The organism is Actinoallomurus sp. NPDC052274, from assembly GCF_040679475.1.
Classification (GTDB): Bacteria; Actinomycetota; Actinomycetes; order Streptosporangiales; family Streptosporangiaceae; genus Actinoallomurus; species Actinoallomurus liliacearum.
This window is the reverse complement of sequence record NZ_JBFAUT010000078.1, coordinates 1-25,403: the sequence shown is the minus strand read 5'-3', so window position 1 is coordinate 25,403 and position 25,403 is coordinate 1. Positions and strand designations below refer to the sequence as shown.

The 25,403-nt window shown below is 70.6% G+C and carries 29 protein-coding genes; 18 read left to right on the top strand and 11 right to left on the bottom strand.

Translation table 11 applies throughout. The features are described from left to right. Positions 1 to 81: 81 nt before the first annotated feature. Together AB0K82_RS39880 and AB0K82_RS39875 are read left to right on the top strand one after the other, a co-directional pair. Positions 82 to 1,098 (top strand): permease, encoded by a 1,017-nt coding sequence (locus AB0K82_RS39880; RefSeq protein ID WP_364407477.1) that lies wholly within the window; start codon positions 82 to 84, stop codon positions 1,096 to 1,098. Further along, positions 1,086 to 1,850 (top strand): TIGR03943 family protein, encoded by a 765-nt coding sequence (locus tag AB0K82_RS39875; protein ID WP_364407475.1) that lies wholly within the window; start codon positions 1,086 to 1,088, stop codon positions 1,848 to 1,850. The genes AB0K82_RS39880 and AB0K82_RS39875 overlap by 13 nt, the downstream gene beginning before the upstream one ends. Before the next feature lie 3 nt (positions 1,851 to 1,853). Here the strand turns inward: AB0K82_RS39875 and AB0K82_RS39870 are convergent, their stop codons facing one another. Further along, complete coding sequence (locus tag AB0K82_RS39870; protein WP_364407472.1) at positions 1,854 to 2,576, bottom strand: YoaK family protein; 723 nt, start codon at positions 2,574 to 2,576, stop codon at positions 1,854 to 1,856. Continuing rightward, the gene (locus tag AB0K82_RS39865; protein WP_364407469.1) at positions 2,573 to 4,474 is read right to left on the bottom strand and encodes an acyclic terpene utilization AtuA family protein; all 1,902 of its coding nucleotides are present in this window, start codon (positions 4,472 to 4,474) and stop codon (positions 2,573 to 2,575) included. The genes AB0K82_RS39870 and AB0K82_RS39865 overlap by 4 nt, the downstream gene beginning before the upstream one ends. Before the next feature lie 200 nt (positions 4,475 to 4,674). Between AB0K82_RS39865 and AB0K82_RS39860 the strand changes: the two genes are divergently transcribed. Next, positions 4,675 to 5,082 carry a DUF2795 domain-containing protein gene (locus AB0K82_RS39860; protein ID WP_364407466.1) on the top strand — a complete coding sequence of 136 codons (408 nt, stop codon included), beginning with the start codon at positions 4,675 to 4,677 and terminating at the stop codon, positions 5,080 to 5,082. A gap of 158 nt (positions 5,083 to 5,240) precedes the next feature. Here the strand turns inward: AB0K82_RS39860 and AB0K82_RS39855 are convergent, their stop codons facing one another. Together AB0K82_RS39855 and AB0K82_RS39850 are read right to left on the bottom strand one after the other, a co-directional pair. Continuing rightward, entirely contained in the window at positions 5,241 to 5,351 is a 111-nt protein-coding gene (locus AB0K82_RS39855) for a DUF397 domain-containing protein (protein ID WP_364407464.1), read from the bottom strand. 28 nt (positions 5,352 to 5,379) lie between these two features. Continuing rightward, the gene (locus AB0K82_RS39850) at positions 5,380 to 6,243 is read right to left on the bottom strand and encodes a helix-turn-helix transcriptional regulator (RefSeq protein ID WP_364407461.1); all 864 of its coding nucleotides are present in this window, start codon (positions 6,241 to 6,243) and stop codon (positions 5,380 to 5,382) included. A 203-nt stretch (positions 6,244 to 6,446) separates the two neighbouring features. Here AB0K82_RS39850 and AB0K82_RS39845 point away from each other — a divergent pair, with 203 nt between their 5' ends. The 4 genes from AB0K82_RS39845 (at position 6,447) to AB0K82_RS39830 (ending at position 8,434) form a co-directional block, all read left to right on the top strand. Next, the gene (locus tag AB0K82_RS39845) at positions 6,447 to 6,938 is read left to right on the top strand and encodes an ATP-binding protein (protein WP_364407459.1); all 492 of its coding nucleotides are present in this window, start codon (positions 6,447 to 6,449) and stop codon (positions 6,936 to 6,938) included. Then, the gene (locus tag AB0K82_RS39840) at positions 6,935 to 7,216 is read left to right on the top strand and encodes a hypothetical protein (RefSeq protein WP_364407457.1); all 282 of its coding nucleotides are present in this window, start codon (positions 6,935 to 6,937) and stop codon (positions 7,214 to 7,216) included. Before AB0K82_RS39845 ends, AB0K82_RS39840 begins: the two co-directional genes overlap by 4 nt. Before the next feature lie 390 nt (positions 7,217 to 7,606). Continuing rightward, positions 7,607 to 8,041 carry an Hsp20/alpha crystallin family protein gene (locus tag AB0K82_RS39835; RefSeq protein ID WP_364407455.1) on the top strand — a complete coding sequence of 145 codons (435 nt, stop codon included), beginning with the start codon at positions 7,607 to 7,609 and terminating at the stop codon, positions 8,039 to 8,041. A 69-nt stretch (positions 8,042 to 8,110) separates the two neighbouring features. Further along, positions 8,111 to 8,434, top strand: coding sequence for a MerR family transcriptional regulator (locus AB0K82_RS39830; protein ID WP_364407452.1), 324 nt, complete (start codon positions 8,111 to 8,113; stop codon positions 8,432 to 8,434). Positions 8,435 to 8,851: 417 nt separating this feature from the next. On the opposite strand, the gene AB0K82_RS39825 is transcribed toward AB0K82_RS39830, so the two are convergent. Continuing rightward, positions 8,852 to 9,520: a TetR/AcrR family transcriptional regulator C-terminal domain-containing protein gene (locus AB0K82_RS39825; RefSeq protein WP_364407449.1), complete on the bottom strand. Its 669-nt coding sequence runs from the start codon at positions 9,518 to 9,520 to the stop codon at positions 8,852 to 8,854. 151 nt (positions 9,521 to 9,671) lie between these two features. On the opposite strand from AB0K82_RS39825, the gene AB0K82_RS39820 reads away from it, so the two are divergent. Then, positions 9,672 to 10,961 carry an MFS transporter gene (locus AB0K82_RS39820; protein WP_364407446.1) on the top strand — a complete coding sequence of 430 codons (1,290 nt, stop codon included), beginning with the start codon at positions 9,672 to 9,674 and terminating at the stop codon, positions 10,959 to 10,961. A gap of 963 nt (positions 10,962 to 11,924) precedes the next feature. On the opposite strand, the gene AB0K82_RS39815 is transcribed toward AB0K82_RS39820, so the two are convergent. Continuing rightward, entirely contained in the window at positions 11,925 to 12,101 is a 177-nt protein-coding gene (locus AB0K82_RS39815) for a hypothetical protein (RefSeq protein WP_364407443.1), read from the bottom strand. Positions 12,102 to 12,266: 165 nt separating this feature from the next. Between AB0K82_RS39815 and AB0K82_RS39810 the strand changes: the two genes are divergently transcribed. The 3 genes from AB0K82_RS39810 (at position 12,267) to AB0K82_RS39800 (ending at position 17,147) form a co-directional block, all read left to right on the top strand. Beyond that, a complete protein-coding gene (locus AB0K82_RS39810; RefSeq protein ID WP_364407440.1) occupies positions 12,267 to 14,036 on the top strand; it encodes an HSP90 family protein in 1,770 nt (589 codons plus the stop codon). Continuing rightward, on the top strand, positions 14,033 to 16,717 hold the full coding sequence (locus AB0K82_RS39805; RefSeq protein WP_364407437.1) for a hypothetical protein: 2,685 nt from the start codon (positions 14,033 to 14,035) through the stop codon (positions 16,715 to 16,717). Before AB0K82_RS39810 ends, AB0K82_RS39805 begins: the two co-directional genes overlap by 4 nt. Before the next feature lie 64 nt (positions 16,718 to 16,781). After that, on the top strand, positions 16,782 to 17,147 hold the full coding sequence (locus AB0K82_RS39800) for a signal peptidase I (protein ID WP_364407435.1): 366 nt from the start codon (positions 16,782 to 16,784) through the stop codon (positions 17,145 to 17,147). Between the two features lie 93 nt (positions 17,148 to 17,240). Here the strand turns inward: AB0K82_RS39800 and AB0K82_RS39795 are convergent, their stop codons facing one another. Together AB0K82_RS39795 and AB0K82_RS39790 are read right to left on the bottom strand one after the other, a co-directional pair. After that, positions 17,241 to 17,954, bottom strand: a complete 714-nt coding sequence (locus AB0K82_RS39795) for a choice-of-anchor P family protein (RefSeq protein ID WP_364407432.1) — start codon at positions 17,952 to 17,954, stop codon at positions 17,241 to 17,243. Positions 17,955 to 18,395: 441 nt separating this feature from the next. Then, positions 18,396 to 18,908 carry an FBP domain-containing protein gene (locus AB0K82_RS39790; RefSeq protein WP_364407429.1) on the bottom strand — a complete coding sequence of 171 codons (513 nt, stop codon included), beginning with the start codon at positions 18,906 to 18,908 and terminating at the stop codon, positions 18,396 to 18,398. Positions 18,909 to 19,021: 113 nt separating this feature from the next. Between AB0K82_RS39790 and AB0K82_RS39785 the strand changes: the two genes are divergently transcribed. Continuing rightward, entirely contained in the window at positions 19,022 to 19,372 is a 351-nt protein-coding gene (locus tag AB0K82_RS39785) for a VOC family protein (protein WP_364407426.1), read from the top strand. 99 nt (positions 19,373 to 19,471) lie between these two features. On the opposite strand, the gene AB0K82_RS39780 is transcribed toward AB0K82_RS39785, so the two are convergent. Beyond that, positions 19,472 to 19,945, bottom strand: a complete 474-nt coding sequence (locus AB0K82_RS39780; RefSeq protein ID WP_364407423.1) for a hypothetical protein — start codon at positions 19,943 to 19,945, stop codon at positions 19,472 to 19,474. A gap of 137 nt (positions 19,946 to 20,082) precedes the next feature. Continuing rightward, positions 20,083 to 20,709, bottom strand: coding sequence for a GNAT family N-acetyltransferase (locus AB0K82_RS39775; RefSeq protein ID WP_364407420.1), 627 nt, complete (start codon positions 20,707 to 20,709; stop codon positions 20,083 to 20,085). A gap of 148 nt (positions 20,710 to 20,857) precedes the next feature. Here AB0K82_RS39775 and AB0K82_RS39770 point away from each other — a divergent pair, with 148 nt between their 5' ends. The 3 genes from AB0K82_RS39770 (at position 20,858) to AB0K82_RS39760 (ending at position 22,485) form a co-directional block, all read left to right on the top strand. Next, entirely contained in the window at positions 20,858 to 21,319 is a 462-nt protein-coding gene (locus AB0K82_RS39770) for an MFS transporter (RefSeq protein ID WP_364407418.1), read from the top strand. A 50-nt stretch (positions 21,320 to 21,369) separates the two neighbouring features. Further along, positions 21,370 to 21,678 (top strand): hypothetical protein, encoded by a 309-nt coding sequence (locus tag AB0K82_RS39765; RefSeq protein WP_364407415.1) that lies wholly within the window; start codon positions 21,370 to 21,372, stop codon positions 21,676 to 21,678. A gap of 468 nt (positions 21,679 to 22,146) precedes the next feature. After that, entirely contained in the window at positions 22,147 to 22,485 is a 339-nt protein-coding gene (locus AB0K82_RS39760) for a cyclic-phosphate processing receiver domain-containing protein (protein WP_364407412.1), read from the top strand. 69 nt (positions 22,486 to 22,554) lie between these two features. On the opposite strand, the gene AB0K82_RS39755 is transcribed toward AB0K82_RS39760, so the two are convergent. Beyond that, positions 22,555 to 22,905: a hypothetical protein gene (locus AB0K82_RS39755; RefSeq protein ID WP_364407409.1), complete on the bottom strand. Its 351-nt coding sequence runs from the start codon at positions 22,903 to 22,905 to the stop codon at positions 22,555 to 22,557. 135 nt (positions 22,906 to 23,040) lie between these two features. Here AB0K82_RS39755 and AB0K82_RS39750 point away from each other — a divergent pair, with 135 nt between their 5' ends. The 3 genes from AB0K82_RS39750 (at position 23,041) to AB0K82_RS39740 (ending at position 25,003) form a co-directional block, all read left to right on the top strand. Then, positions 23,041 to 23,310, top strand: coding sequence for a hypothetical protein (locus AB0K82_RS39750; protein WP_364407408.1), 270 nt, complete (start codon positions 23,041 to 23,043; stop codon positions 23,308 to 23,310). Between the two features lie 386 nt (positions 23,311 to 23,696). After that, positions 23,697 to 24,428: a shikimate kinase gene (locus AB0K82_RS39745; RefSeq protein WP_364407405.1), complete on the top strand. Its 732-nt coding sequence runs from the start codon at positions 23,697 to 23,699 to the stop codon at positions 24,426 to 24,428. 236 nt (positions 24,429 to 24,664) lie between these two features. Beyond that, positions 24,665 to 25,003, top strand: a complete 339-nt coding sequence (locus tag AB0K82_RS39740) for a hypothetical protein (protein ID WP_364407403.1) — start codon at positions 24,665 to 24,667, stop codon at positions 25,001 to 25,003. The last annotated feature ends 400 nt before the right edge of the window (positions 25,004 to 25,403 follow it).

Below are 25,403 nucleotides of genomic sequence, written 5' to 3'. Positions count from 1 at the left end.
CGGGAAGACGTCGGGTTAATTCGTGTTCATGGCGTGATCTCGCCTTGTGACCGTTTTGCGGCGATGAGTAGATTGCCGCCTGTGCCGACCCCCGCCTCCTCCCCGGAGGCCCCCTCGACCGCCGCCGACGCGGCACCGCCCGGCCGACGCCCGCGCGGAGCCGGACTGCCGCTGGTCACCGCGCTGATCGTCGCCGCCGTGCTGCTGCGACCGGTGCTGACCGGGCTGCTCGGCCACCCCGCCGTCGCGAACTGGGCGACCGTCTTCGTCGCCATCACCATCCAGGCCCTGCCGTTCCTCGTGCTCGGTGTCGCCGTCAGCGCGTCGATCGCGGCGTTCGTCCCGCCCGGTCTGATCGCGCGGCTGCTGCCGAAGCGCCCCGTGCTCGCGGTGCCCGCCGCGGCGGCCGCCGGCGCGGCGCTGCCCGGCTGTGAGTGCGGGTCCGTCCCGGTCGCCGCCCGGCTCGTCTCGATCGGCGTGACCCCGGCGGCGGCGTTCGCCTTCCTGCTGTCGGCGCCGGCCATCAACCCGGTCGTCCTCGTCTCGACCGCGGTCGCGTTCCCCGGACGGCCCGCGATGGTCCTCGCGCGGTTCCTGGCGAGTCTGGCCGCCTCCGTCATCATGGGCCTGCTGTGGAACGCCCTGGGCCGCGACGACCTGATCCGGCCACGACGCCCGCACCACGCCGAGGAAGGGCCACGGCTCGCCGTCTTCCTCTCCACCGCGCAGCACGACTTCCTGCAGGCCGGCGGCTTCCTCGTCATCGGGGCCGGCACCGCGGCCACGCTGCAGACCCTCGTCCCCCGGAACATCGTGGACTCCGTCGCCGGGACCGGCCCGCTCTCGCTGCTGGTCCTCGGCGCCCTCGCCGTCGTGGTGGCCCTCTGCTCCGAGGCAGACGCCTTCGTCGCCGCGGGGCTCAAGCAGTTCTCCCTCACCGCGCGGCTGGCGTTCCTCGTCGTCGGGCCCATGGTGGACGTCAAGCTGTTCGCGCTGCAGGCGGGGACGTTCGGCACCCGGTTCGCGTGGCGGTTCTCGCTCGCGACGTTCGCGGTGGCGGTCACCTGCGCCGGTCTCGTCGGGTGGTGGCTGCTTTGACCGAGGACGCCCGCGCGACGACCGTCCTGCTCGTCGGCGCGATGATGGTGCGCCTGGCGCTCACCGGCGCGTACGCGAAGTACGTCAAGACCGGCATGGGCGGCGTGCTGCTGGTCGCCGGGATCCTGCTCGTCGGCCTCGGCCTGGTCGGGGTCGCCCGCGCCCTCGGATTCGTACGGGGGCGAGGCGACGCCCACGGCCACGCCCACGCCCACACCCACGGCCACGCCCATGCGCACGGCCACGCCCATGCCCACGGCCACGGCCATGCGCACGGCGATCGGGCCGGATGGCTGCTGCTCGGGCCCGTCCTCGCACTGCTGCTGGTCACGCCGCCCGCGCTCGGCAGCTTCGGCGTCGGCCGCAGCGCCGCCGTCGACGTCAGCTCCGGCGGCCGGACCTTCGACCCGCTCCCCGCCGGGCGTACGGTGCCGATGACACTGCTGGAGTTCGACGAGCGCACCGCCGACCACCACGGCGCGAGCTTCGGCGCGACCCCCGTGCGGCTCACCGGCTTCGTCACCCCGGCGAAGGACCGGACGGGGTTCCGGATCGCGCGCTACCAGATCGCCTGCTGCGCCGCCGACGCCGTCGCGGCGGTCGTACGCGTCACCGGCACGACCGGGAACCCGCCGGAGCGGGACCAGTGGGTCACCGTGACCGGGACGTTCCAGCGCGCCGCCGACGGTGTGCCCGAGCTGCGCGCCACCAGCCTCACCGAGGTCACGGCCCCCCGGGACCCGTACGAGTGACCGTCACCGCCGGCGGCGGGGCATCCGCACGCGCAGCGCGAGGATGTTCCGCCGCACGTCGATGACGAACAGGCCCAGTGCCAGCAGGAGAAGGGCCGCGCAGATCCAGATCGCGTGCGCGCCGAGGCGCAGGGTCAGCCACCCGCCGAGGAACCCGCCCGCCAGGAAGCTGACGATGATCATGGCGAAGCTGCGGGCCTTCCGCGCCGACTCGGCGTCCCGGTCGATGACCGCCACGTACAGCGCCTGCGCGGCCGAACGAAGGTTCCCCGTGGTCATGGTCGTGTTGTACGGCCAGTCGATCAGCGTCCGGAAGGACGCCACCTGGACGGACGCCACGAACGCGATCACGACCACGAGCGCGTCGGCCGGGATGACGGACGACAGGAAGCCGGCGGCGACGAGGACGAGGATCTCCAGCACGAGCGCGGCCCTGGCCGGTCCGGGTACGACGGCCCGCACCCGAGGTCGCCGCAGCGTCTCCGCCACGCCCACGCCGACCATGAAGGCCACGATCGGCGGCAGGTGGCGTACGGCGCTTCCCCAGTGCCCACGGGCCGCCTCCACGCCGAACAGCACGACGTTGCCGGTCTGCGCGTTGGCGAAGACGCCGCCCAGATGGATGAAGGAGTACGCGTCGAGGAACCCCCCGACCAGCGCCAGCAGCACACCGAGCTCCAGCGACGCCACGGTACGGCGCCGCGCGTACTCGGTGGCCCTCTTCATGACAGAAGCCGCTCCGGAAGGGGTACATGGCGGGCGCGCAGCCACTCGCCGAGCGCCTTGGCCTGGGTGTCGAAACGGCGCGCCTCGGTGGCCCCGCCGTCCAGCAGGCCCCGGATCACGAAGTTGACCGCCCGGAGGTTCGGCAGGACGTACCGGTCGACGGCCAGCCCGCGCGTCTCGGGCAGCAGCTCCCGCAGCCGGTCGGTGGTCATCGTGGCGGCGAGCCACGGCCACGCCTCCGGGTCGGCGACCCAGAGGCCGACGTTCGCGTTGCCACCCTTGTCCCCGGAGCGGGCGTGCACGAGCCGCCCGAGCGGCCCGTCGACGGTCGGCGCCGCCTCGTACGGCGCCTGGGCTCGGACGGCGGCCGTCTCGGCGGCCGCTGCGGTCACGGAGACCGCCGCGGCCGGTCCGGAGACCTCCGGCACCGTCTCGATCGGTCCGATGCTCACCGCGGTCCTTTCGGCTGGTCCGACGGTCGCGGAAGGCGGGACGGCGGCTCCGGTGGTCGCGGAAGGCGGGACGGCGGCTCCGGTGGTCGCGGGAGGCGGGACGGGCTCCTGGCGTCCGTCGGCGTGCACGACCGTGTGCCGCAGGACCTCCTGGGGGATGAGCGTCGGCCAGTACACGCCGTACGCGGAGCCGGACGACGGCGCCCCCATGCCGTAGATCCCCGGATAGCTGGACAGGGCCAGCTCCACGCAGAGCGCGGAGAAGGCCCGGCCCGCGCTCTGCTGGTCGCCGTCGACGGCGACGTGCAGGAGGCTGGACCCGGCCATCTGGTCCGCCGGATCGGCCTCGGGCGAGCCGATGCGGGTGAAGCGCAGATCGGCGATGCCCGCATCATCGTCGAGCCGCGCGCGCACCGCCCGCTCGACCAGCGCGGCCTTCGCGTCGACGTCCAGCCCGGTCAGCACGAACGTGCAGGCGTTCCGCCAGCCGCCGAGCCCGGTCACGGCCACCTTGGTGGTCGGCGGCGGCGCCTGCCCCACCGCGCCACTGATCCGGACGCGGTCGGGCCCGTCCTGCTCGACGCGGACGGTGTCGAGCCGGGCGATCACGTCCGGGTTCAGGTAGTCCGGCGCCCCGACCTCGTACAGCAGCTGCGCGGTGACGGTGTCGACCGTGACCGCCCCGCCGGTGCCCTCATGCTTCGTGATCACGCTGGACCCGTCGCGGTCGACCTCCGCGATCGGGAACCCGGGGTGACGCAGGTCGGCGATGCCGGGGAAGCCGGAGAAGTTGCCCCCGGTCGCCTGGGCGCCGCACTCGATCACGTGGCCGGCGACGACGGCCCCGGCGAGCGCGTCGTGGTCGCCCGGCGACCACCCCCACCACCAGACGGCGGCCCCCGTCACCAGCGACGCGTCGGCGACCCGGCCCGTGACCACGATGTCGGCCCCGTCGGCGAGGGCGGCGGCGATGCCGAAGCCGCCGAGGTACGCGTTCGCGGTGAGCGGCTCGTGCCCCCAGCTCGTGAAGGGCTTGCCGGTGTCCAGGTGGGCCAGGTCATGGCCCTCGGCCGCCAGCTCGGTCAGCCGCGCCGACAGGTCGTCGCCTTCGACGTGCGCGACCGTCAGGTCCACACCGGCGTCGGCCAGCAGGGCACGGGTGTCCCGCGCCAGGCCCGCCGGGTCCAGGCCGCCGGCGTTGACGACGACCTTGATCCCGCGTTCGGCGATCTCGGCCGCCACCGGCCGGAGCTGGCGCAGGAAGGTCGTGGCGTACCCGCCGGTGGGCTTCTTCAGCCGGTTCTTGGCCAGCACGAGCATGGTGACCTCGGCCAGGTAGTCGCCCGTGATGACGTCGACCGGTCCGCCGCGCACCATCTCGGCGAGCGCGGACAGCCGGTCGCCGTAGAAACCGGAGCAGTTGGCGATTCGTACGGGCCGGTTCATGGGCTGCTCCCAGGTGACGAGGCCTGCGCGGGGACAGGGCCGCGTCGAACCCGTCCCAGGAGAGCGAAGTTACCGCACGGTCGCCCGCCGGGTCCCGACCGGCTGTCCGCCGCGGCGGGCAACTCGCGACACGTGAGCCGCATTTTCCCCGTGCGGCGGGTAGGGGCCCTGCGAGACCTCTGAGTCGAGAGGAGACGACCATGGGTGACAAGAGCGCCAAGCACGGGCCGCACATCGACGACCAGATGCGGCACGAGACCGAAGGGCTGCAGCGCGCCGCCCGTCCGACGCGCGCGGAGGAGTGGAAGGAACCCGAGCCGGTGGAGGACGACCGGGATCGCGACCCGACGTCCGCGAACCTCGCGGACCGCGAGGGCACTCCGCCCGGCATGAGCCCGGACGACGTCGAACGGCGCAGCGACGTGGCGCGCTACCTCGCGGGCTTCCACGAGCCGACGCGCCCGGCCGCGCTCGCCGACCGCGCCGCGCGCAACGGCGCCCCGGACGACGTCGTCAGGGACCTGCGGAACCTGCCGGACCAGGAGTACACGCGAGTCGCCGAGGTCTCCGAGGCCCTCGGCCTGGGCAACGAGACGCGACGAGCCTGACCTCACGAAGGTCCGGGGGCCGGCGAGGGGCCGAGACACAGCCCGGCGCGAGGAGACTCAGGTCAACGGGTGAAGTTCCTGCGCGACGGCGAGGCGCGCGGCGACCCTGCCCAGGTCGCCCGCGCTCCGTCTCCCGGCGCATGGCCCCCTGGATTGGCTTATCGGATGCGGGCCTCTTCGCCGACGGCGACCTCGACACACTGGCCCGACTGGCCGCTGTGGCTCGATTTACGCCACGCGGGGTCGATCAACTCCTGAGTGTTGGGCATTGGCACACGGTCTTTCAGGTCGGTACGGTCAGGACCTTGCCATTTTGGCGATCATTGCGATCGTATCTGGCGCGCTATCCGCGTTGCCGAGCAGATGTTGGAACGCGACGTGATGGTCCGTGATCTCCTGTACATCCTCCAGCCAGAGGCCGCCGGCCGCGTTCTCGACATAGACGACATCAGGGTCTTCCGGCTCAGGGAACTGAAGGACCACAAAACCGTTCGTCATACTCGAGTGCGCGCCACGGGTGAAGGGGACCACCTGGATCGTGACGCGCGAGAGCTCTTCGGCGATGTCGACCAGGTGCTGCAGCTGCGCACGCATCACCGTCGCGCTGCCGACCTGCCGGTGTAGCGCGGCTTCGTCCATCACTGCGACCAGGCGGAGTCCCGGGTCCTCCCGCAACGCGGCCTGCCGCTTGATCCGGACCTCGACGCGTTTGTCGACCTTGTCGGCGGCGAGTTCAGCCGGTCCCGCTTGGATCATCGCGCGGGCGTAGTCCTCGGTCTGGAGCAGGCCGGGAATCATGCCGAGTTCGAAGTTCAGCACGGTCGCCGCTTCCGCCTCCAGGCCGACGTAGTTCTCGTACGGGTGCGGGAGGACATCGCCGTACGGATCCCACCAGCCCTTCAGCCGTCCATCGCGGGCAAGCTGCTCAAGGTACGCGCGTTCGCGCTCGTTGGTCACGTCGTAGGCGTCGCACAGGTCGCGGACGTCGCGTGGGTTCGGGCGCTTGCCGCGGTTCGTCTCGATCCAAGTGATCTTCGATGGCGTCCATTCGATCGCTTTGGCGGCCTCGGCAACGGTCATGTCGGCCTGCTCACGCAACTGCCGCAGCCGCGACGCAAGGCGACGGCGTCGCAGTGTCGGGCTGATTCGCTCAGTAGCCACATGACCTCCCTCGGTGTCGCCAGGGGGAATCGTAGGGCAGCAGGAAGGGCTGGACAGGGGAACCGACATTTGGGGATCTATTGCTAGTACTTGAATTCTAAGCTTGAGAATCCATTGCTTAGCGAGCATCATACGGATCGTATCCGCATCACCTCGTTGGGTGACGAATCCCGCCGCCCCCTATCTCGGGGAGTTGATCTCCCGTGACACCTGATCCCGCGGTCGCCGACCGTCCCCCATCCCGCACCGGGCCGGAACCTGCGTTCCTCCCGCTCCAGGCCCGGCCCGAAGTCGTGCGTCAGGCCCGCCGCTTCGCCGCCGAGGCCGTGTCCGGCCATCCGTACGACCCGTACGACATCGCCCTGCTCGCGTCCGAACTGGCCACCAACGCCGTACGCGCCGCGACGGCCCTGCATCCCTGGCCGGACGACATCTGGCCGGTCGGTGTCGAGGTGACCGTCACCGACCGGTACGTACACCTGGCCGTCAGCGATCCCGACCCCGAGCCGCTGTCCGCCCGGCAGACGGGCGGCCTACTCGCCGAGAACGGCCGGGGCTTAGTCATCATCGATCAGCACGCCCTCGCCTGGTGGCCGACCTACACCGAGCACGGCAAGACCGTGCACGTCATCGTTCCCGCGTCCGGCGTCATCCTGACGGCCGCCGAACTGGCCGAGATCCGGGAGGCGCGATGATCCGCCTCCTCCTCGCCACGCTCGCCCGGCGCACTCCGCGCCGTAGAACGATCGAAGAAACGATCACCGATATCCCCGCCGTCCGCCCCGACCCGAGCCGCGCCCAGCTCGCCGAGCTGCAGGGTCTGTGCCGGCAATGGTCAGTGATGTGGTGCTGGTACCGGCGCGAGTACATGGCCATCGCCCGGTTCGACACCGCCTCGCCGATCCTGTTCGCCGCGACCCCGCGGCAACTGGTCTACGCCTGCCGCGCGGCCGAACTCGCGATGGCGGGGTGAGTGATGGCCTGCCCGACCGGGATCGCGTCGAGTGGGCTTCTCGGACGACCTCGACGGCGCGCATAAGTCTCGGTGAAGCGCCCCCTCCCTCCGGACACTCCTGACGTCTCACCCAGCGCGAGGGCGTTTCACCGAGACCTCTGCACGCCACGACGGCTCGGCACCGACGATCGGCCGCGGCGCGGCCTGCTCGCCACCGCGCCGCCGTTCACCAGGACGACCTTGGGCCGAGCCCATCGAGACCCATCCGACCTGCGCGAATGCGGTTAGCGAGATCTATCTCCCGCGTTAGTTGTTCTCGGTCCGATGTGAGAGAACATAGAGAACGAGTTGGAGGTTTCCTCCAGTCGGCGGCACAAGTTATCTACGGATCTTCGGAGGTGGTTCACGATGCTGCTGACGTCGATCGATCCATTCGTGCAGGAGTTCGAGCGGCAGTTCGACCGGCTCACCCGGCAGGCCCTCGGACAGTCCGGCGGTGCGGTGATGCCGATGGACGGCATCCGCCGCAAGGACGACGTGGTGCTTCGCTTCGACGTTCCCGGCATCGACCCCGACTCGATCGAGGTCACGGTCGACCGCGGGGTGCTCACGGTCAGCGCCAAGCGCGAAGAGGAGTTCGCCGAGGACGACCGGGTCTTCGTCCGGGAGCGCCCCATGGGCACGTTCACCCGGCGTGTCTACCTCTCCGAGCACCTGGACGCCGAGCGCATCGACGCCGCGTACAACAACGGCGTGCTCGCGGTCCGCATCCCCGTGCTGGAGCAGGCCAAGCCGCGCAAGATCGATGTGCAGAAGTCGGAGCAGAAGGCGATCGTCCGCTGATCGGATCGGCCGCCGGCGGGGCGGGCGCGTCACGGCGCCCACCCCGCCGTCACAACGGGAGGACCGCCCGTGGGATCACTGCCCATCGACGACGAGCACGCGCCGCTCTACTCGGTCGGCCAGGTAGCGGGCATGCTCGACGTCCAGCAGGCGTTCCTGCGGCGGCTGGACGAGTACGGCGTCGTCCGCCCCCAGCGGTCCCCGGGCGGCCAGCGCCGCTACTCCCGGCGGGAGATCGACCGGGTCGAGTACGTCGTCCGCCTCGCCGACGAGGGGATGACCCTGACGGCGATCCGCCGGGTTCTCGAACTCGAGCAGGAGGTCCGCCTGCTCCGCCGGCAGATCGAGGCGGCACGACACCGGATCGCCGCCCTGGAGGCCGACCGGCTGTAGATGATCAGCTAATTGAGCACGGCCGCCAATCATGGAATTGAGCAGTGACTCGGGGAACCGCGATCACGTTATTGAGCATGCTCACGACGTCCACGCCCGGGATGATGGTGTTTGTCTTGATCGTTGCCGAGATGGAGACGGCTTGGCTGTGGAATGCGGATACTCGGACGTCCCGCGAGGAGCCTCGTCGGCTAACGTGAGGGTGGTTTAGACGGTCTGGTACCGCGATGCTCCGGGCCGGACAGCGTCGCAAGGTAGATCGAGATCGCCGGGTGATCGGCATCGCGGTCGGTGTCGTGATCAACTGTACGTTGCCCGCCCGGATCCCCGCTTTCAGTTATCGCAGAATGCGAGCCGCCCCCACTCTGGGGATGCTCGCCCAGCTCACCTCGGCGAGTGTCGCAGAAGGTTCGATGTTTACGGCGGCGGGTCTGATGGGTCTCCTTTTCGATTCACGTCGTGCGTGTTCATCCCAAGTCGGCGTTCGAAACCCTGGATGAGGACCTGCAGGCCATACTCGAAGTCGGCGTCTCGGTCTTGCATCCGCAGTACGTCGGCAGCCTGCGTCAGCAGGGGCAGGCCCTCAAGTATCTCGTCCGGGAACGGAGACTGGGCGTGTTCGCGGGCGTCCTGAAGCCATGCCTGTTCCTCGGAAACCCAGCCCATCACGAAACGGTCGATGGCGAGAAGGAGACGTAGGGCCTCTCGCGGGTGGAAGCCGGCTTCGCGAAGCGCCCGCACCTGCGCCTCGACGGCGGGCAACTCGTTGTGAGTGGGGAGCGTGCCCGCGTGGACACGTGCACCGTCACGGTAGGCCAGCAGCGCACGGCGCTTCGCGTGGGCGTCCTCGGCCAGCCAGATCGTCCAGTCGTGCGGGGCGGGACGACGGCCTGCGGGCAGCGCCTCCGCCATCATCGCTTCGGCCATCAGATCGAGCAGTTCTCGTTTGCTCTTGACGTGCCAGTACAGAGCCGGTGATTGGACACCGAGCTCGCGTGCCAGGCGGCGAGTGCTCAGCCCGTCGATGCCCACTTCGTTGAGCAGCCTCAGGGCGGTGCTGACTACCACCTCGCGTCGCAGCGCCATGGGTTCCGAGCCTTCCGATAACGGTTGGGCCAGTCAGCTTATCGCTGCTAAGGTTCCGAGCCGATCTAATTTATCACTGATAAAGGGGGCTGTCTGTGTCCGATCTTCGCCGACCCGGGCGGTGGTGCAGCGGGCCATGCGGGACGACAGGATGAGCATCGATCGCGAAACCGGCCGATCCCGGCTGCTGATGGACACCGCGCCCTGGCGGGCCTCACGTGATTTCCGGCGCGTGTGGATCTCGGGGACCGTCACCTTCCTGGGATCGGTTTTCACGATGACCGCGGTGCCGCTGCAAATCGCCGACATCACCGGGTCACCGCTGGCCGTGGGCGCGATCGGTGCCGTCGAACTCGTCCCGACGATCGTGTTCGGCCTGTACGGAGGCGCGCTGGCCGATGCGGTCGACCGGCGCACGATGGTCCTGACCACCGAGATCGTCATGGGATTCCTGAGTGTCTTGCTGCTGATCAACGCGACGCTTGATGTGCCGATGCTATGGCCGTTGTACATCGCCGCAGGTGGTGCGGCCGCGGTTCAAGGCCTGCAGCAGCCCGCCCTGGAAGCGATGATTCCTCGCCTGCTCCCTCCCGATCAGCTTGTCGCGGCCAGCGCGTTGATCTCGGTGCGCTGGAGCGTCGGCGCGGTGATCGCGCCCGCTGCCGCCGGAGTGGTCGTCGCGACCGCGGGCATCCCGGCCGCCTACACCATCGACCTGGTGACCTTCGTTCTTTCGGTTGCGTTGCTGGCCCGCGTGCGTCCTATGCCCTCCAGCCCGGAGGCGGGCAACCCCGCGCTGCGCCAGATCGCGCAGGGAGCGCGTTATGCGGCCCGGCGCCCCGATCTGATGGGCACATGCCTGGTGGACATGGCGGCGACCGCCCTCGCGTTGCCCACGGCATTGTTCCCCTTCCTCGCCCACGACCTGCACGCGCAGTGGGCGCTGGGCCTGCTGTACGCCGCATCCGCGGCGGGCAGCCTTCTCGCGGCCGCGGCTGGCGGCTGGATCGGCCGAGTCCACCGGCACGGCCGCATGGTTCTACTGGCCGGCGCGGTGGTCGGCGCGGCGATGGTCGGCGCCGCCTTCAGCACCGGCGTATGGCTCGTGCTGGTCTTCTTGGCCATTGCCGGAGCGGCGAACTGGACTGGTGACACGTTCCGGACAGCGATCTGGAACCAATCCATCCCCGATCACCTGCGGGGTCGGCTCGCCGGCATCGAACTGCTCATCGGCTCGGCGGGACCCGCGCTCGGAGACGTCCGGGCCGGCGGCCTGGCCGGCCGTTACGGCATCCGGCTGACGATGTGGTCCGGCGGCCTAGCGTGCATGAGCTCGGTGGCAGTCCTCACCACGGCGCTGCCCGCGCTGTGGCGCTATGACTCGCGAACCCTTCCACGCGTCACCGCGGTATGCACTACACAGGAAGACCCTTGCGAATAAATGTGGCCGGCCGCGCTCGGCGGCAACCTTATTCACCTTTCAGGCACACTCGATCGCGTCAACGCCGATCAAACGGTCAGACCGAGGTCGAGGCGGGTGGTCTCAACGTTGGCTTTCGGGCCAGTCCTGGATCTCATCGGGCTCCTCCGTGGTGATGACCGCCTGTGCCGCGGCACTCGGGTGTCAGTGGCCGCCGGCGGGGTGTTCGCCTCGAGGCCCCCGGGACTGACGGCCGATTGGCCGCAGCCCTGCCCGCACCGCCGGCGCCAGGTACTTGCTGATCGTGTTCCGCGCCACACCCACACTGGCCGAGATGTCCTTGATCGACCGGCATGCATACCAGTGCGGCAAGATCTCAGCAATATCGACCATCTCGAAGGTTCTCCTCGCCACGGCCCCCCGACACCGTTAGAAGACCCCCAGAAGATCTTGGGTCACCAATGACCAGGTCCACCCGACACGCGCACGTCGTGAGCATGCTCAATAACGTGACCGTCGACAACCGGCCGAAAGGCGCATGGCGTCCCACCCGGCGGGAATGACCGCAGCTAGAGGGCACCGAGGCGCAGGTGACAGCACGTGATCCACTGGACACGCCCCAGACCGGGGCCGCGATCGTCGGCCCGAATCCTCTCCTGGCCAGGCTTGCCCCACGCATCGGCTCCGACCGGTGGGGAATCAGTGGGATACAGGGGGTGGCGAGCCGAGCCGCAGGTGAGAGCGGGCCTCACGGGTCAGCGGACGCGGACCGACTGGCCGATCGGGTTTCACAGCAGAGAGCGGCTGGACCCACCCGCCGCTCACCGCCTCCACCTGGAGAACGCGGCTGGACCCACGCCCAACTCCCCATGTGCAAGCCACCCGCGGGATGCGCTTCCTGGAGGGAGGCGCTCGAAAGCTCGGCGAAGGCCCGGTCCGGCGACTGACGAACCGGGCGATTCGCTCAGCGGGGCCGGGCCCCGTTCACTCGAAGTCGTCCGGGCTGAGGTCCTCGGGCCGGGAGGTTCCGCCGGGCGGGTGGTACTCCTCCTCCGCGGGAGTCTCCGTGGCCGGACGACCGGTGGTATTCGCCTCCGCAGGTGTGCTGGGCGTCTTGGTGACTCCTCGCTCCCCGTGGGGGCCCTCCTCCTGCTCGTTCATCGTCGGCCTCCCCCCTCTGAAAAGCCCCTGGTCAGGCATCCCCTACCCGGCGCGGGAGGCTCGACACCGTACGATGACCTGCCATCTCGTGATATTGGAAAGCGTGTCCGATAGGTCGCCGTTAGGGTGATCGGCAGCAATGCCGACCGATGAGAGGCCACCGGGGTGGACCAGGCGTTCCAAGTCGATCTGCGCGGCGTCGTTGACCTGCTGAGCAGGCACCTGTACTCCAGCCCCCGCGTCTACCTGCGGGAACTGCTGCAGAACGGGGTCGACGCGATCACCGCGCGCGGCGACGGGCCAGGGCGGATCCGGATCGAGACCGGCGCCGAACTCCGCGTGCACGACGACGGGATCGGCCTGACCGAGACCGAGGTCCACGAGCTGCTGGCGACCATCGGCCGGTCGTCCAAGCGTGACGAGCTCGGCCTGGCCCGGCACGACTTCCTCGGCCAGTTCGGCATCGGCCTGCTGTCGGCGTTCCTCGTCGCGGACGAGATCACCGTGATCACCCGCTCCGCCCGCGGGGGAGACGCCGTACGGTGGACCGGCTTCGCCGACGGCCGCTACCGCGTCGAACCCGGCACGCGTGACGAGCCGGGTACCACCGTCAGCCTGCGGCCCCGGCTCGGCGCGAGCGACTGGCTCACCCCCGCGACCGTCACCGAGCTCGCCGCGACGTACGGCGAGCTGCTGCCCGTCGACCTCACGGTGGACGGCCGGCGGATCACCGCGGGCGGGCCGCCGTGGCGGGCGGCGTATCCCGACCCGGGCCGCCGCCACGCGGCGCTCGACGAGTACTGCCGGCGGGTGTTCGGCTTCGCGCCGTTCGACGCCATCGACCTGGAGGTCCCCGAGGCGGGACTGACCGGCGTCGCGTTCGTCCTCCCGCAGCCGGTCACCCCGACCGCGCGCGGCGCGCACCGCGTCTACCTGAAGCGGATGCTGCTGGCCGAGGACGTCGAGGGACTGCTGCCCGACTGGGCGTTCTTCGTACGGTGTGTGGTGGACGCCGGGGAACTGCGCCCGACGGCCGGCCGCGAGGCGCTGTACGAGGACGAGCTGCTCGACGCCGCCCGCGACGCCCTGGGCCGGCAGGTCCGGCAGTGGCTCGTACGCCTGTCGGAGACCGACCCGGCCCGGCTGCGCGCGTTCCTGCGCCTGCACCACCTGGGCGTCAAGGCGATGGCGCTGCGCGACGACGACATGCTGCGGATCGTCGACCGGTGGCTGGAGTTCGAGACGTCCGCCGGGCCGATGACCCTGGCGGAGTTCCGCACCCGGCACCGGGACGGCCGTTACACCGCGGACGTGGACGAGTTCCGGCGCCTGGCGGCCGTCTCCGGCGCCCAGGGAGTCGCGCTGGTCAACGGCGGTTATGTCTACGACGCCGACATCATCGAACGGCTCCCGGCGATCGACCCCGACGCGGTCCTGCCGCCGCTGGATCCCTCGGAGCTGACCTCCCACTTCGGCGTGCTCGACCCGGAGACCGAGCTGGCGCTGCGACCTTTCCTGGCCGTCGCGCAACGGGCCGTCGACCCGCTCGGCTGCGAGGTCGTCATCCGCGACTTCGACCCGGCGTCGCTGCCCGCGCTGTACGTGACCAGCCGGGCCGCCCGGCACCAGGCCGAGCTGCGTGAGGCACGGGAGTCCGCCGACGCGCTGTGGTCCGACGTGCTCGGCGCGCTGGAGGGCACCGCGGCCGTGAGCGACCGCCCGCAGCTCGTCATCAACCATCGCAACCCGCTCGCCCGGCGCATCACCGCACTGACCGAGACCGGTCTCATCGAGCTCGCGGTCCAGGCCCTCTACGGCCAGGCGCTCCTGCTCGGCCACCACCCCCTCCGGGCCGCCGACACCGCCGTGCTCAACCGGTCCTTCCTCGGCCTGCTCGACTGGGCCGTCCACGACCCCGCCCCGGAGGACCAGTGAGTGTCGAACAGGCGTATGAGCTGCTGAGCCGCGCGGGCGAGCTGCCGTACGGCCAGGCGCGGACGATCATGGTAGAGGAGGCGCTGCGGCTGGCCGAGACCGCCGCCGACGAGCGCCTCGCCTACCGGATCCGCACCTATCTGCGCACCGAGTACACCCAGAGCGGCGAGCGGGCCAAGGCGTTCGCGGTGTTCGTCCGCTGCCTGAGCGACTACGACCGGAACCCCGACCTCGGCGAGGAGCACCAGCTGTTCTGGGGGTTCAAGTCGACCGTCACCGGGCTGACGAGGTTCCCCGAGATCCCGCTCGACCGCACGCTGGCGGTCCTGGACGACATGGAGCGCCGCTACCGGCTCGCCGGTGAGGGGCTGCAGCCGGTGTACATGTGCCGGTCGGTCGTCACCCAGCACGTCCACGGGCCGGAGGCCGCCGAGGAGTGGTACACCCGGTGGCACGCGGCGCCGCGTACCCGGCTGTCGGACTGCGAGGGCTGCGACCCCAGCACCAAGGTCGCCTACCTGGCCGCGCGCGGCCGGGACGAGGACGCGATCGCGCTCGCCGAGCCGCTGCTGCGCGGCGAGCTCGGCTGCGACGAGCAGCCCCACACGATCCTCACCGAGCTGCTCTTCAGCTACCTCCGCACGGGTCGCCTCGAGGCGGCCGCCGACGCGCACCGGCGTGCCTACCGGGCGCAGCGCGACCGGCTGGCCGAGCTGTGGGGCATCGCCGTGCACCTGGAGTTCTGCGCCCGCAGCGGCAACGAGGCCCGCGGCCTGGAACTGCTGGAACGCCACCTCGGCTGGCTCGACCGCGCCCCGACGCCGTACGACCGCATGCGGTTCGCGGCCGCCGGCGCGCTCCTGCTGCGGCGGCTCGCCGAGATCGGCCACGGGGACGTGACCGTGCGCCGGCCCGCGCACGGCGACCGGCCGGCCGCCGAGGTGACGGCCGCCGACCTGCGCGCGGAGCTCACCCGAGAGGCCCTCGATCTCGCCGCCCGGTTCGACGCCCGCAACGGCACGCCGGAGCAGGGCCGGCTCGTCCGGGAACTGCTCGACGCCGAGCCGCTCGCCGACCATCTGCCGCTGACCCCGTACGCGCGCCGTGCCACGACGCCGCCCCCGGCCCCCGCCCCACGGGACGACCTTGAGGGCGTCGACGACCTCGACCGGCTGTTCGACCTCGCCGAGGAGCACTGGAGGCTGGGCGAGTTCCCCGCGGCGCTGGCCGCCTGGCGTCGCGTCGACACCGTCGCGGGCGAGCTCACCCCTATACAGCGGGGACGACGGCTCGACGGTGAAGGCCTCGAACGCCTCCTCTCCGAAGATCCGCCGGGCGCGATCGACCGCTGGCGGCGGGCCGCGGAGCAGTACACGCGAGGCGATGACGAGGAGAGCACTCAGTCGGCGACCAGCCGGTACGCCGCGGTCCTGTGCCAGACCGGGCAGGCCGAGGCGGGACTGCCCCTGCTGGAGTCCGCCTTCGCCTGGCTCGACGCCCATGGGACGGACCCGCGACGGGTGCTGGCGGCCCGGACGCGGGTGGCCGCCGCGTACGCCGAGAACGGTCGCGTCGAGGAGGCCCTCGGCCTGCTCGACGGCGCGCCGGCGCCCGCCGAACCCGGCGATCTCGGTGAGCTGGAGATGGCCCGCACCCGCGTCCTGGGCGCCGCCGGCCGCGACGCCGAGCTCACACCCGCGCTCCGGCGAGCGGTCGACGGATACCGGCGGGGCGGACGACGCGCGGTCCTGGCCGAGGCCGCCTTCCTGCTCGGCCGACGGCTGGCCGCGAGCGACGCGGAAGAGGACGCCGCCGAGGCTGACGCGCTGCTCACCGAGGCCATCACCAACGCCCCGGCCGACCACCCCGCCCTGCGTGCCGCCGCGTACGCCGTCCGGGGCGGTCGCCTGCTGGCCCGCGGGGACGCCGGCCAGGCCGCCGAGGACCTGATCGAGGCCGTCGCCGGCTTCACCGCGGAGGGCTCGCACCACCAGGCCGCGTACGCGCGCCAAGACCTGTGCGTCGCCTACCTGGAGACCGGCCGGTACCTCGAGGCGGCCGAGACCGCCGAGGAGGCGCTTCCGATGTTCGAGGCGCACGGCGACGCCGACGCCGCGCGCCGGACCCGCTACCTGCTCGGCAACGCCCAGCGCGACCTCGGCGAGGTCGACGCCGCCGCCGACACCTTCACCCGGCTTGCCGAGGACGAACGCGCCGACCAGCCGGCCGTCGCCGCGCGCCTCCTCGTCCAGGCCGGCGACCTGCTCAGCCGGCTCGACAAGGACGCGACCGCCGCGGAACGCTTCGCCGCGGCCGCCGAGGCGTCCACCGCCGCCGGCGACCCGTACGGAACCGTCCAGGCGCTCCGGCGCCGGGCCCTGTGCGTGATGTGGAGCGGCAGCGCCGAGGGCGGCCTGACGGCGATGGCCGGCGCGCGGGCCGCGCTCGCGGACCTGCCCGGCGACGAACCCGCCGCCCTGGCCTGGGAGATGGCCCTCATCGACTTCGACGAGGCGCGGATCCTCGGCGCCCTGGAGCGGTTCGACGAGGCGGTCGCCGCCGCCGACCGCGCGGCCGCCGCGTTCGCCGACCTCGACCAGAAGGACCCGGCCGAGGCCGCGGAGAAGCTGCGCGCCGACCTGATCGCCGCGCGGCCGACCGCCGGTGACACGCCTCAGTGAGGCTCGGAAGGGACTGCACCGGTGATGCGACCGTCCACGGAGGGCACTGCTAGCGTCGCCGGTCGTGGAGAACGTGTACGTCGGGAAGGCCGCCGCCGACGCGGCCGGTGACCGGGGCTGGCTGCTCGGGCATTTCAAGCCGGTCGGCGACCTCCGGCACAGCGAGGACGTCGAGATCAAGTGGGGGGTGCACCCGCGCGGCGACCGGCGGGCGCAGTGGGCGACCGAGGAGAAGCGCACCGCCCTGCTCGTCCTGATCAGCGGCCGGTTCCACCTGCGATTCCCCGGCGGCGACGTCGTGCTGGCCGAGCAGGGCGACTACGTTCTCTGGGGCCACGGCGTCGACCACTCGTGGTACGCCGAGGAGGAGTCGGTCGTCATGACCGTCCGCTGGCCGTCCATCCCCGGCTACGCGGTCCCCACCGGCTGACCGCTTCCCGCCCGACGGGCGGTGACGAGCGGGTGCGGGCCCTCGTGCGGAGACCCGTGCACTGATCTCCGCACGAGGGCACTTATGGCCGGGTCACCCGGTGACGGGCAGGTCTCCGGTGACGGGGGTGGGCTTGGGCGCCTGCCCCGGTGGCTGCGTGGGGACGGGGCTGCCGGTCGCGGTCGGGGTGGGCGTCGGCGGCTTGGGGTTGCCCGGAGGCTGGGAGGGCGGGTTCTCAGCGGCGCCGGCGCAGGTGGCGGAGGAGACGCTGAGGGTCTGGGTGTGGCCGGCGCCGAGGGGCAGGGTGGCCTCGATGGCGGTCACGGTGACGCTGCCGTCGGCGTTGCGCACCTGTTTGTTGAGGGTGACGTTGGCGGTGCCGAGCCCTTGGACGGGAATGCTCAGGGCGCTGTTGGGCGCGGCGTCGGCGGCCAGGCGGTGCCCGGCCAGGCTGGCCTTGGCCAGGTGGGACCTAGCCGTCCCGTTGTCGCAGGTGGCGGTGACCAGGTGGGCGGTGAGGGCGGCCTTGGCGACGCTCAGGTCGGTGACGCTGGCGCGGGCGTAGGCCGGTTTGGCGGTGACGTGCAGGGCCTTGACGTCGATGAGGGGGTTGGCCGGCAGGTGCAGCAGGCTCCTGTCGGCGGTGGCGGCGACGGCGGGGGTCGCGGGGATGGCGACCAGGCCGGTGGCGGCCAGACCGTAGGCCGAGCCGGTGCCGGTGGTGGCCGAGGCCGTGCCGGCCATGGCCAGGGGCGCGGCCAGCGCACCCGCGATGGCCGCGGCGGCGGAAAGACGCGTCAAGCGCACAGGTGTCCACTCCTTCGGGGAAGCGATCCGCGGATGAGCGCGGAGTCGAGTCGGACGCGCGACCGCCCCGCGCCGGGCGCGGTTGCCGGCGGGCGGCCGAGCGGAAGGAAGGCACCGCCGAAAGAGGCCGAGGCGGCACGTGGCGCGGAGTTCGCGCGGCACGGCCGGCCGGCGAACGCGCACACCGGCCGGACCCGATGGGCCGGCCGAGCCTGCGGCGGCCCCGGCATCGACGTCACGGGGCGGCGGACCCGCGGACGTCCGGCGCCTTCGTGCATGAGCACTCCGTCTCTCTCGGCACAGATGCCTTCCGCCCGCCAATACGCACGAGGTGTGCGTGGGGTTGCACGCTTCGCGACGAAATTTTCCGCCGAGGCCGGACGGGAGACGGCGACCGCCCTGAATGCCGTGCGCGGACCTCCGCGCACCGACCTCTCGGCCTTAGGCGGACGGCCGCTCCGCCAGGATCTGGTCCACGAAGGTGTTCAGGTTCTCGCGCATCCGGTCCACCTGCTCCTCGAGGGTGAGCGACTCGGTGAACCGCGTGGCCAGCGGGTTCTTCTTCTTGCCGCGTACGTACAGCGGGCAGGCCAGATCGCCGCAGATGTACGTGCCCACCGTGTTGCCGTCACGCCCGGCGGCACCGGCCCGGCGCCCGACGAAGAGCGACACCCCCGACCCGGCGTGGGACGTCAGGCACACCGAGCAGACGGTCGTCTTCACCAAGCTCCGGCGAACCTCGGCCGAGACCCGCAGCGAGAGCCCGACCAGCCCGTCGTCTCGTTCCGCGACCAGATAGCCGCGGTCCGGCGCTCCCGGATCTCGCCAGCCCAGGAAGTCCAGGTCGTCCCAGGGCAGGTCGGCCAGCCCCCGAGGCAGGTGCAGCTTGCGCGCTTCGCCCTTGGAACAGTTGACGAAGCTGCCGCGTATCTCGTTCTCCCCGATCGGTTTCATGCGCCGTACCGTAGTGCCCGAAATCAGCCCTTGTCGCCTTAATAAGCGGTCCATCAGTCCCCTGACCTGCGCGATGGTCCGACTCGTCAGTGCCGAGGCGTACGGTACCGCCCATGTACACCGTCGACTTCGTCGAGTTCCCCTCCGGCTCCGCCGCCGAATCCGGCCGGTTCTTCGAGGACGCGTTCGGCTGGGCGGCCACCTCGTACGGCCCCGACTACGTCGACGTAAGGAGCGGGGAGGTCGCTCTCGGTTTCCAGGCGGACCCCGCCGAGCGGCCGAACGCTCCCTTGGTGACCGTTCGCACCGACGATCTCGACGCCGCGCGGACGGCCGTCGAGAGGGCGGGCGGAGTGGTGACCGTCGACCCGTTCGACTTCCCGGGCGGCCGGCGGTTCCACTTCCGCGAGCCGGGAGGCTGCGAGCTGGCCGTCTGGTGCCCGACCGTGGAGTCCGGTTCCTGATCCCCGGGCCGATGCCCGAACCGGCCGAGCCCGTGGATCGGCTCGGCCGACGGCGGCACGTCGGAAGCCGACGGTGGTGCCCGGTCGAGGGCGCGGATCTCACGTCGGCGGCGGCAGCTCGCGCCGCAGAGGACGGCCTTCGATGCCGAGCTCGCTCCTTGCCTCCTCCATGAACGCGTGCCGGAGTTCGCGCTTGCCCGCGGGTCCTTTCGGCCTGGCGCGCACGAGGTCGTGCAGGACGAGCGTGTAGTCGTGGGCGGCCTGGGCGGCTCCGTCCGAGCACACGAGCTCGCAGGTCTTCTTGGCGAGCCAGAGTGCGTGCAGGCGATCCCCGGCCTCGCCGTCGTCCTCCCGCGAGCCGGCCGTATCGCGGCGGTCGAGGTACAGCTCCACGCTCTGCGCGGCCGACAGGAAGCCCAGGATCGCCTCCTTGCGCTCGGCCCGCTCCGCCGTCACCTGCGCACGCCGCTCCCGGCGCGCGTCGACACGCGTGCTCAGGTACTGACCGAACAGGGTGCCGGCCGATCCGAGAACCACCCCACCGAGCGGCAGAACCGTCGCGTACCACGTCATGGCCGCCATACTGCGACAAAAGGCCTTCCGGCGCCATCGCACGCGGACCCGGCGGACGATCCCAGCGGGTTCGTCCCCTTGTTCGCCCGCCGGGCATGGGCTGACGGGCGGGGCCGCAGCCGTACGGCCGTCGGTGCTCAGCGTCGCGGCTGGGTGGGGTGGGGGGTCGCGGGGACGGCGTCGATCATGGCGTTGGTGATGGCCCAGCGTTCGTGGTCCCGCCAGGCGCCGTCGATGAACAGGAGGTCGGGCGAGCAGCCCTCGTAGCGGAAGCCGACCCGGCGGACCAGGCCGATGGAGGCTTGGTTGTCGGGCTGGATCTGGGCTTCCAGCCGGTGCAGCCGCAGCTGCGCGAAGGCGTAGCGCACGACGAGTTCGAGACCTTCGGTCATGTACCCCTGGCCGGCCGTGGGGGCGAAGGCGGCGTAGGCCAGCGAGCCGTTCTGGAAGCGTCCCCGGATGATGCTGTTGATGTTGACCAGGCCGGCGATGGCGCCGGTGCTCCGCAGGCAGACCAGCAGCGACTCCCCGGTGGGCGGTGCCTTCCGCGCGAGGTAGGCCTGGAACTCCTGAGGAGTGGAGGGCAGGGTCATCCACGGACGGTGCAGATCGCCGCTCGCGGCCACCAGTTCGAGGAACTCGTCCTGCTCACGGTCGGCGAGCGGGCGGAGGGTCACTCTGCCGGCGTCGTCCGGCCGGTCGGCCAGGAAAGCGGCGAGCGCCGCTCCCGTCTCCCCGTCCTCGGCTCCGTCACGGTTGATCACATTCGTACGGTAACGGCCCCGGCGGCCGGGTTCTCCGGTCGGGGCCACCGCGCTCGCCCGGATATATTCGCGCAATCATTGCTATTGCAAGTTACTTGCAACAAGATGAGCGGGTCCGTACCGGATGCTCGAGACGTGGAGCCACGCCATGCCCCACCTGGTGCCAGAGACCGGACCGCAGCGCGTCATCGCCGCCTCGAACTTCGTCAACACCATCGGCAGCGGCCTCTACCTGACCGCCGGAGTGCTGTACTTCACCCAGGCGGCCCACCTCCCGGCGACCGAGGTGGGTCTCGGACTCGGCATCGCCGGTTTCGTCTCGCTCATCGCGGGCGTCGCGGTCGGTCATCTCGCCGACACGCACGGAGCACGCGGCGTCTACGCGGCCACACTCGTCGTACGGGGCGTGGCGACGGCCGCCTTCTTCCTAGCGGACGGCTTCTGGCCCTTCGTCCTCGCGGTATGCGCGGCGACCGGGGCGCACGCGGCCGGACAGGCCGCGCGCGGTCCGATCATCAGGTGTCACGGCGGGGACCGGCCCCAGGAGTTCCGCGCCTATCTGCGTGCCGTGACCAACATCGGCGTCCCTTCTTCCTGTCCTGCGCGCTGATCTCGCTCGCCGCAGGGGTTCCGGCGTGGACGGCCACCACGCTGCTCATCGTGGCGGTGGTGATCCACACGGTGGGCGAACTCTGGCACTCCGCGGGCGGCTTCGAGGTCTCCTTCGCCCTCGCGCCGGACCGCGCCACCGGGCAGTACCTCGGCGTCTTCGGCCTGGGAGCCGGCCTCGCCGAAACGCTCGGCCCGAGCCTGCTCATCTCCCTCTGCATCACCTGGGGCCGCCCTGGGTGGTACGTCGTAGGAACGCTGTTCACCGTGACGGGACTGGCGGCGCCAGTCGCCGTCCGCTGGTCGCAGCGCCACCAGAACGCCCGACCTCCGTACCTCGAAGCCGCAGCGGCCGCCTGAGTCCTCGATCGGCCGAGGAGGTCCGGCTTTGATCGGGGCCCGGGTCAACTTGCAGCTCACGAGGCGGCCCTCGAAGGACTCAAGAACAACCCGGCCGCCATACGGGCGTCCAAGCGCTCGTCCTCGCTCGCCGAGGTCGCCGAGGTGGCGGTGTTCCTCGCCGCCGACTGCTCGCCCGGCATGACCGGCACCTTCACCAACGTCACTCAGCTGTTCATCAGTTAGCGGCACCCTGGCGGAGTACGGCTCGCCGCGCACCGGATTCCGATCGAACTAAGGTGTGATCGTGACCGGTCCAGTGCAGATGGCGCGGGCGTTCGATGAGCTGGCCGACGGCTATGACGACGACCACCATGACGAGATCGCCCGCGCTCTGGGACCGTAGCCACGAAGCCGGCAATCCCCGGCCATCTTTGCACCGCGCTCCCATCGCACACTCCACAAGCTCGAAGCTGCAAGGACGACCGCGTGAACGACAGCTCAGGGCCACGAATGCCGATCATCCTTGGCATTGACGACCTGCGAGCCTTGCCAAGAGCCACCCGGATCGCCCGCACCAGCCACGACGGCATCCTCCTGCTCGAAGAGCATCACGAGCGCGAGATCGATGAACTCTGGCTCGACCACGACCTGGGCGGCGACGACAGCATCGTGCCGGTCGTGGCCCTGCTGGAAGAGGCGGCTTTCAACGACCGTCCCTTCAAGATCGTCATGATCTTCGTCCATAGCGCCAATCCGAGCGGCGCAGAGACGGTGGTCCGCGTCCTGCGGCGTTGGGGCTACCGAGTACGCCGCGCAACCGCCTGATCTCCGCGCCACCTCACCGCCGGCCGAGTCCCACCGGAGGCAGAGGGTGCCGGCGCGGCGGCAACGGGATCACAAGTCCGGCCACACGTGCTCGGGAAGGTAGGGCGAGCACCCGGAGACGAACCAGTTCTGCAGGTCGTGAAGCCGCTCAAGGGCGGCCTCGTAATAGTCTGGCGGCTCGGGGCGGGGAAAGTTCGGATGGCCGGTGAAACTCGGGACGAAATCTGCGAGGTACCAGTAGCCCTCGACCAGCCATCGTTCCAGTTGCCCGTGGTCTTGCTGTTGGGCGCACACCCTGCGCATCGCCTGCTCCAGCCGGCTGAACGCCTCGCGGTCCCAATGCAGGTCGCACCGGACCTGGAGCAGGAACGAACCCTCTTCCGCGTCGAATTCTCGTCGCAGCAACGCGATGTCGTCCATGCGATCCAGCGTGACCGCGAGGTACGGCGCAAGCGACTGGTCCCAATACCAGAGCCGTTGCAGGCCGCGCCTGAGCGTGGACTGTCCTAGGTGATGTCTCGCTGCAGGGGTGAGCATCCGACCAAAGGAGAGGCCATGAATTTTCTTGTGCTCACCACCGGCATCGGCAGACTGGCGGGCAAGGCGCCCGCCGCGTGGAACCCCGTCGGGTGGGTCAAGTCGCTTCCCATGTGGGTCTCGGCACCCGTGGGGGTGGTGGCGCTGATGACCTTCGGGATCTTGTGCGTCCGCATGATCGCCGCTCGTCGCAAGGACAAGGACAGGAACACCATCGTGCGGGCCTGCCGCTGGGCGCTGCTGGCCGTGGCCATCGCGGGGGTGTGGCTGGTCTCGGTCCTCTCCTGACCGAGACTACGAACATCGCACGGCGATCTGGATTCGCCCTGCCATGCCCCGGTCCGGCGTACGGACCGGGGTTTCGCCGTACGCGGCGGCGGCACCGTGCGCCTTCCGACTCCACTGGCCGAGTCCGCGTCCCAGCTCGTATCGGTTCACTCAGATCATCACAGCCTGACATTGGACACTCACCGGGAGCCACGTACGCGCGCCCCGGGCATACGGAAATCCGATTCCCAGCGCCCACTGCGGCGGATGGCCAGTGCTACGCATGTGACAATTGACCACATGCCGTAACCCAACTGGTTAACGGCGCAAGGGTCCGGCTGGCAATCAGCAGGACATCCCCAATTCAGAATGAGGAGGATCGCCCTATCCAGCATAACGGCAGCTTCATGGGCAATCCGCACAACGGTAGTGGCAACGAGCCGCACGACAAGTACGCCGATTCGGCGGACACCAAGTCCATGAGCACCGAATCTCCCGCCGATGTTCTGCGGGAGCGGTTGCGCCACGTCTACTGGATCGGCGGCGGCAGCGGGGCGGGGAAGTCCACCATCGCCCGGCGCCTCGCCGACCGGTATGGAATGCGCCTGTACGACACCGATGCGGTCATGCCGGACCACGCCCGCCGCATGCCCATGGAACAGGCTCCGCACCTGGGCAGGTTCGCCGCCATGGACATGAACGAACGGTGGGTGACCCGAAGCCCGCGCGAGATGCTCGACACCTTCCACTGGTACCAGGGCGAAGGGTTCAGCCAGATCATCGAGGACCTTCTCGCTCTCCCGACCGATCGGCCGGTGATCGCCGAGGGGTTCCGGCTGCTACCCGAGCTCGTGCGACCGCTGCTAGCCGAGGTAGGCCACGCCGTGTGGCTGCTGCCGACACCCGAGTTCCGTCAGGTGGTGTTCGACAGCCGCGGGGGCTCGGCATGGGGGTTCACCGCCAAGACCGGTGACCCGCAGCGCGCGCTGCAGAACCTGCTTCAGCGCGACGCGCTGTTCACCGACCGGCTCACCGAGCAGACCCGCCACCTGGGCCTGAAAGGACTCAGGGTGGAACCCACGATCACCGAGGAGGATTCCGTACGACGAGTCTCCGCGGCGTTCGGCCTCATGAACTAGGCCGTCGCGACCTGGCCACTCCAGGTCAGGTCGCGAGACCCCCCGCTTCAGACTCGCTCCACCGGCTCGGCCAGCCACCCGATGCCTCTTCGTCCCCAACTATCGGCAACCCCTGCACAGGGGCCCGGCCGCCCGTTACCTCGACAACAAGGCGGGGACCGGGACCACTTGCCGCAGCGCTGCAGGCACGGACGATCTTTATATCAACCCAACAAACAAGAAAGCGGAGGACCGAAATGGCATCCGTCACTATCTCGCTGTCGCGTCCCGTCACGGGACAGCACGTCATCGACGCTACCTTCGAGGTCGCCACGATGAGGCGGTGGGTATGCAATCGCGACCGGGAGGACTATGGCCTCTGCTACTTCGGCGCGTCATTGGACCACCACCGCGGATGGATTCGCGTCGACGCTGCCGAAAACCAGATGGGTGTGCGCCAGCACTCGGAGTACGACCAGTTGGTCGTCGAGGACGTTGCGTGGCCGACTGCGATCGACTACGACTCCGGGGCCGTCATCGACGACGTGCGGTGCTTCGCGGCCGAGCTGGAGCGTCACCTCAACGAAATCGCCTAGTCCCAGCGGCTGGGTGGTCCAAGAACGCCGCCGCGCACCCCCGGACTCCGGAAGGTGCGCGGCGTTTTCCTATTCACGGTCTGCGGGTTTTGGGACCGCCACCTATGCCACGTAAATCGATCGCCTCAATCCCGGGAAGCGGGCCGTTGCCGTACGCGCATCGGCCGCCCTGGCCGTTGCAGGTTCCGCAGTCTTGGCACCCCAGCGTGCCCTCCGATCTCCGCCATAAGGGAGCTCCCGCAGGGGCGGCCTTGGGGAGCCTTGGGCCACTGAGAGGGAGTTTTGTGAGGGATTGCCCCCGTGTGGGGGCGCTCGCGAGCGGATCGACGCGTTCCTCGACGAGGGGTCCTTCGTCGAGTTCGACGAACTCGCCCAGCACCGCGCGCACGGCTTCGGCGTC

Bases quoted from the DNA above. Each gene is read 5' to 3' on its own strand.
- AB0K82_RS39870 (WP_364407472.1), bottom strand. From the start codon at position 2,576: ATGAAGAGGGCCACCGAGTACGCGCGGCGCCGTACCGTGGCGTCGCTG.
- AB0K82_RS39865 (WP_364407469.1), bottom strand. From the start codon at position 4,474: ATGAACCGGCCCGTACGAATCGCCAACTGCTCCGGTTTCTACGGCGAC.
- AB0K82_RS39860 (WP_364407466.1), top strand. From the start codon at position 4,675: ATGGGTGACAAGAGCGCCAAGCACGGGCCGCACATCGACGACCAGATG.
- AB0K82_RS39855 (WP_364407464.1), bottom strand. From the start codon at position 5,351: ATGCCCAACACTCAGGAGTTGATCGACCCCGCGTGGCGTAAATCGAGC.
- AB0K82_RS39840 (WP_364407457.1), top strand. From the start codon at position 6,935: ATGATCCGCCTCCTCCTCGCCACGCTCGCCCGGCGCACTCCGCGCCGT.
- AB0K82_RS39835 (WP_364407455.1), top strand. From the start codon at position 7,607: ATGCTGCTGACGTCGATCGATCCATTCGTGCAGGAGTTCGAGCGGCAG.
- AB0K82_RS39825 (WP_364407449.1), bottom strand. From the start codon at position 9,520: ATGGCGCTGCGACGCGAGGTGGTAGTCAGCACCGCCCTGAGGCTGCTC.
- AB0K82_RS39820 (WP_364407446.1), top strand. From the start codon at position 9,672: ATGAGCATCGATCGCGAAACCGGCCGATCCCGGCTGCTGATGGACACC.
- AB0K82_RS39815 (WP_364407443.1), bottom strand. From the start codon at position 12,101: ATGAACGAGCAGGAGGAGGGCCCCCACGGGGAGCGAGGAGTCACCAAG.
- AB0K82_RS39790 (WP_364407429.1), bottom strand. From the start codon at position 18,908: ATGAAACCGATCGGGGAGAACGAGATACGCGGCAGCTTCGTCAACTGT.
- AB0K82_RS39785 (WP_364407426.1), top strand. From the start codon at position 19,022: ATGTACACCGTCGACTTCGTCGAGTTCCCCTCCGGCTCCGCCGCCGAA.
- AB0K82_RS39780 (WP_364407423.1), bottom strand. From the start codon at position 19,945: ATGACGTGGTACGCGACGGTTCTGCCGCTCGGTGGGGTGGTTCTCGGA.
- AB0K82_RS39770 (WP_364407418.1), top strand. From the start codon at position 20,858: ATGCCCCACCTGGTGCCAGAGACCGGACCGCAGCGCGTCATCGCCGCC.
- AB0K82_RS39755 (WP_364407409.1), bottom strand. From the start codon at position 22,905: ATGGACGACATCGCGTTGCTGCGACGAGAATTCGACGCGGAAGAGGGT.
- AB0K82_RS39750 (WP_364407408.1), top strand. From the start codon at position 23,041: ATGAATTTTCTTGTGCTCACCACCGGCATCGGCAGACTGGCGGGCAAG.
- AB0K82_RS39745 (WP_364407405.1), top strand. From the start codon at position 23,697: ATGGGCAATCCGCACAACGGTAGTGGCAACGAGCCGCACGACAAGTAC.
- AB0K82_RS39740 (WP_364407403.1), top strand. From the start codon at position 24,665: ATGGCATCCGTCACTATCTCGCTGTCGCGTCCCGTCACGGGACAGCAC.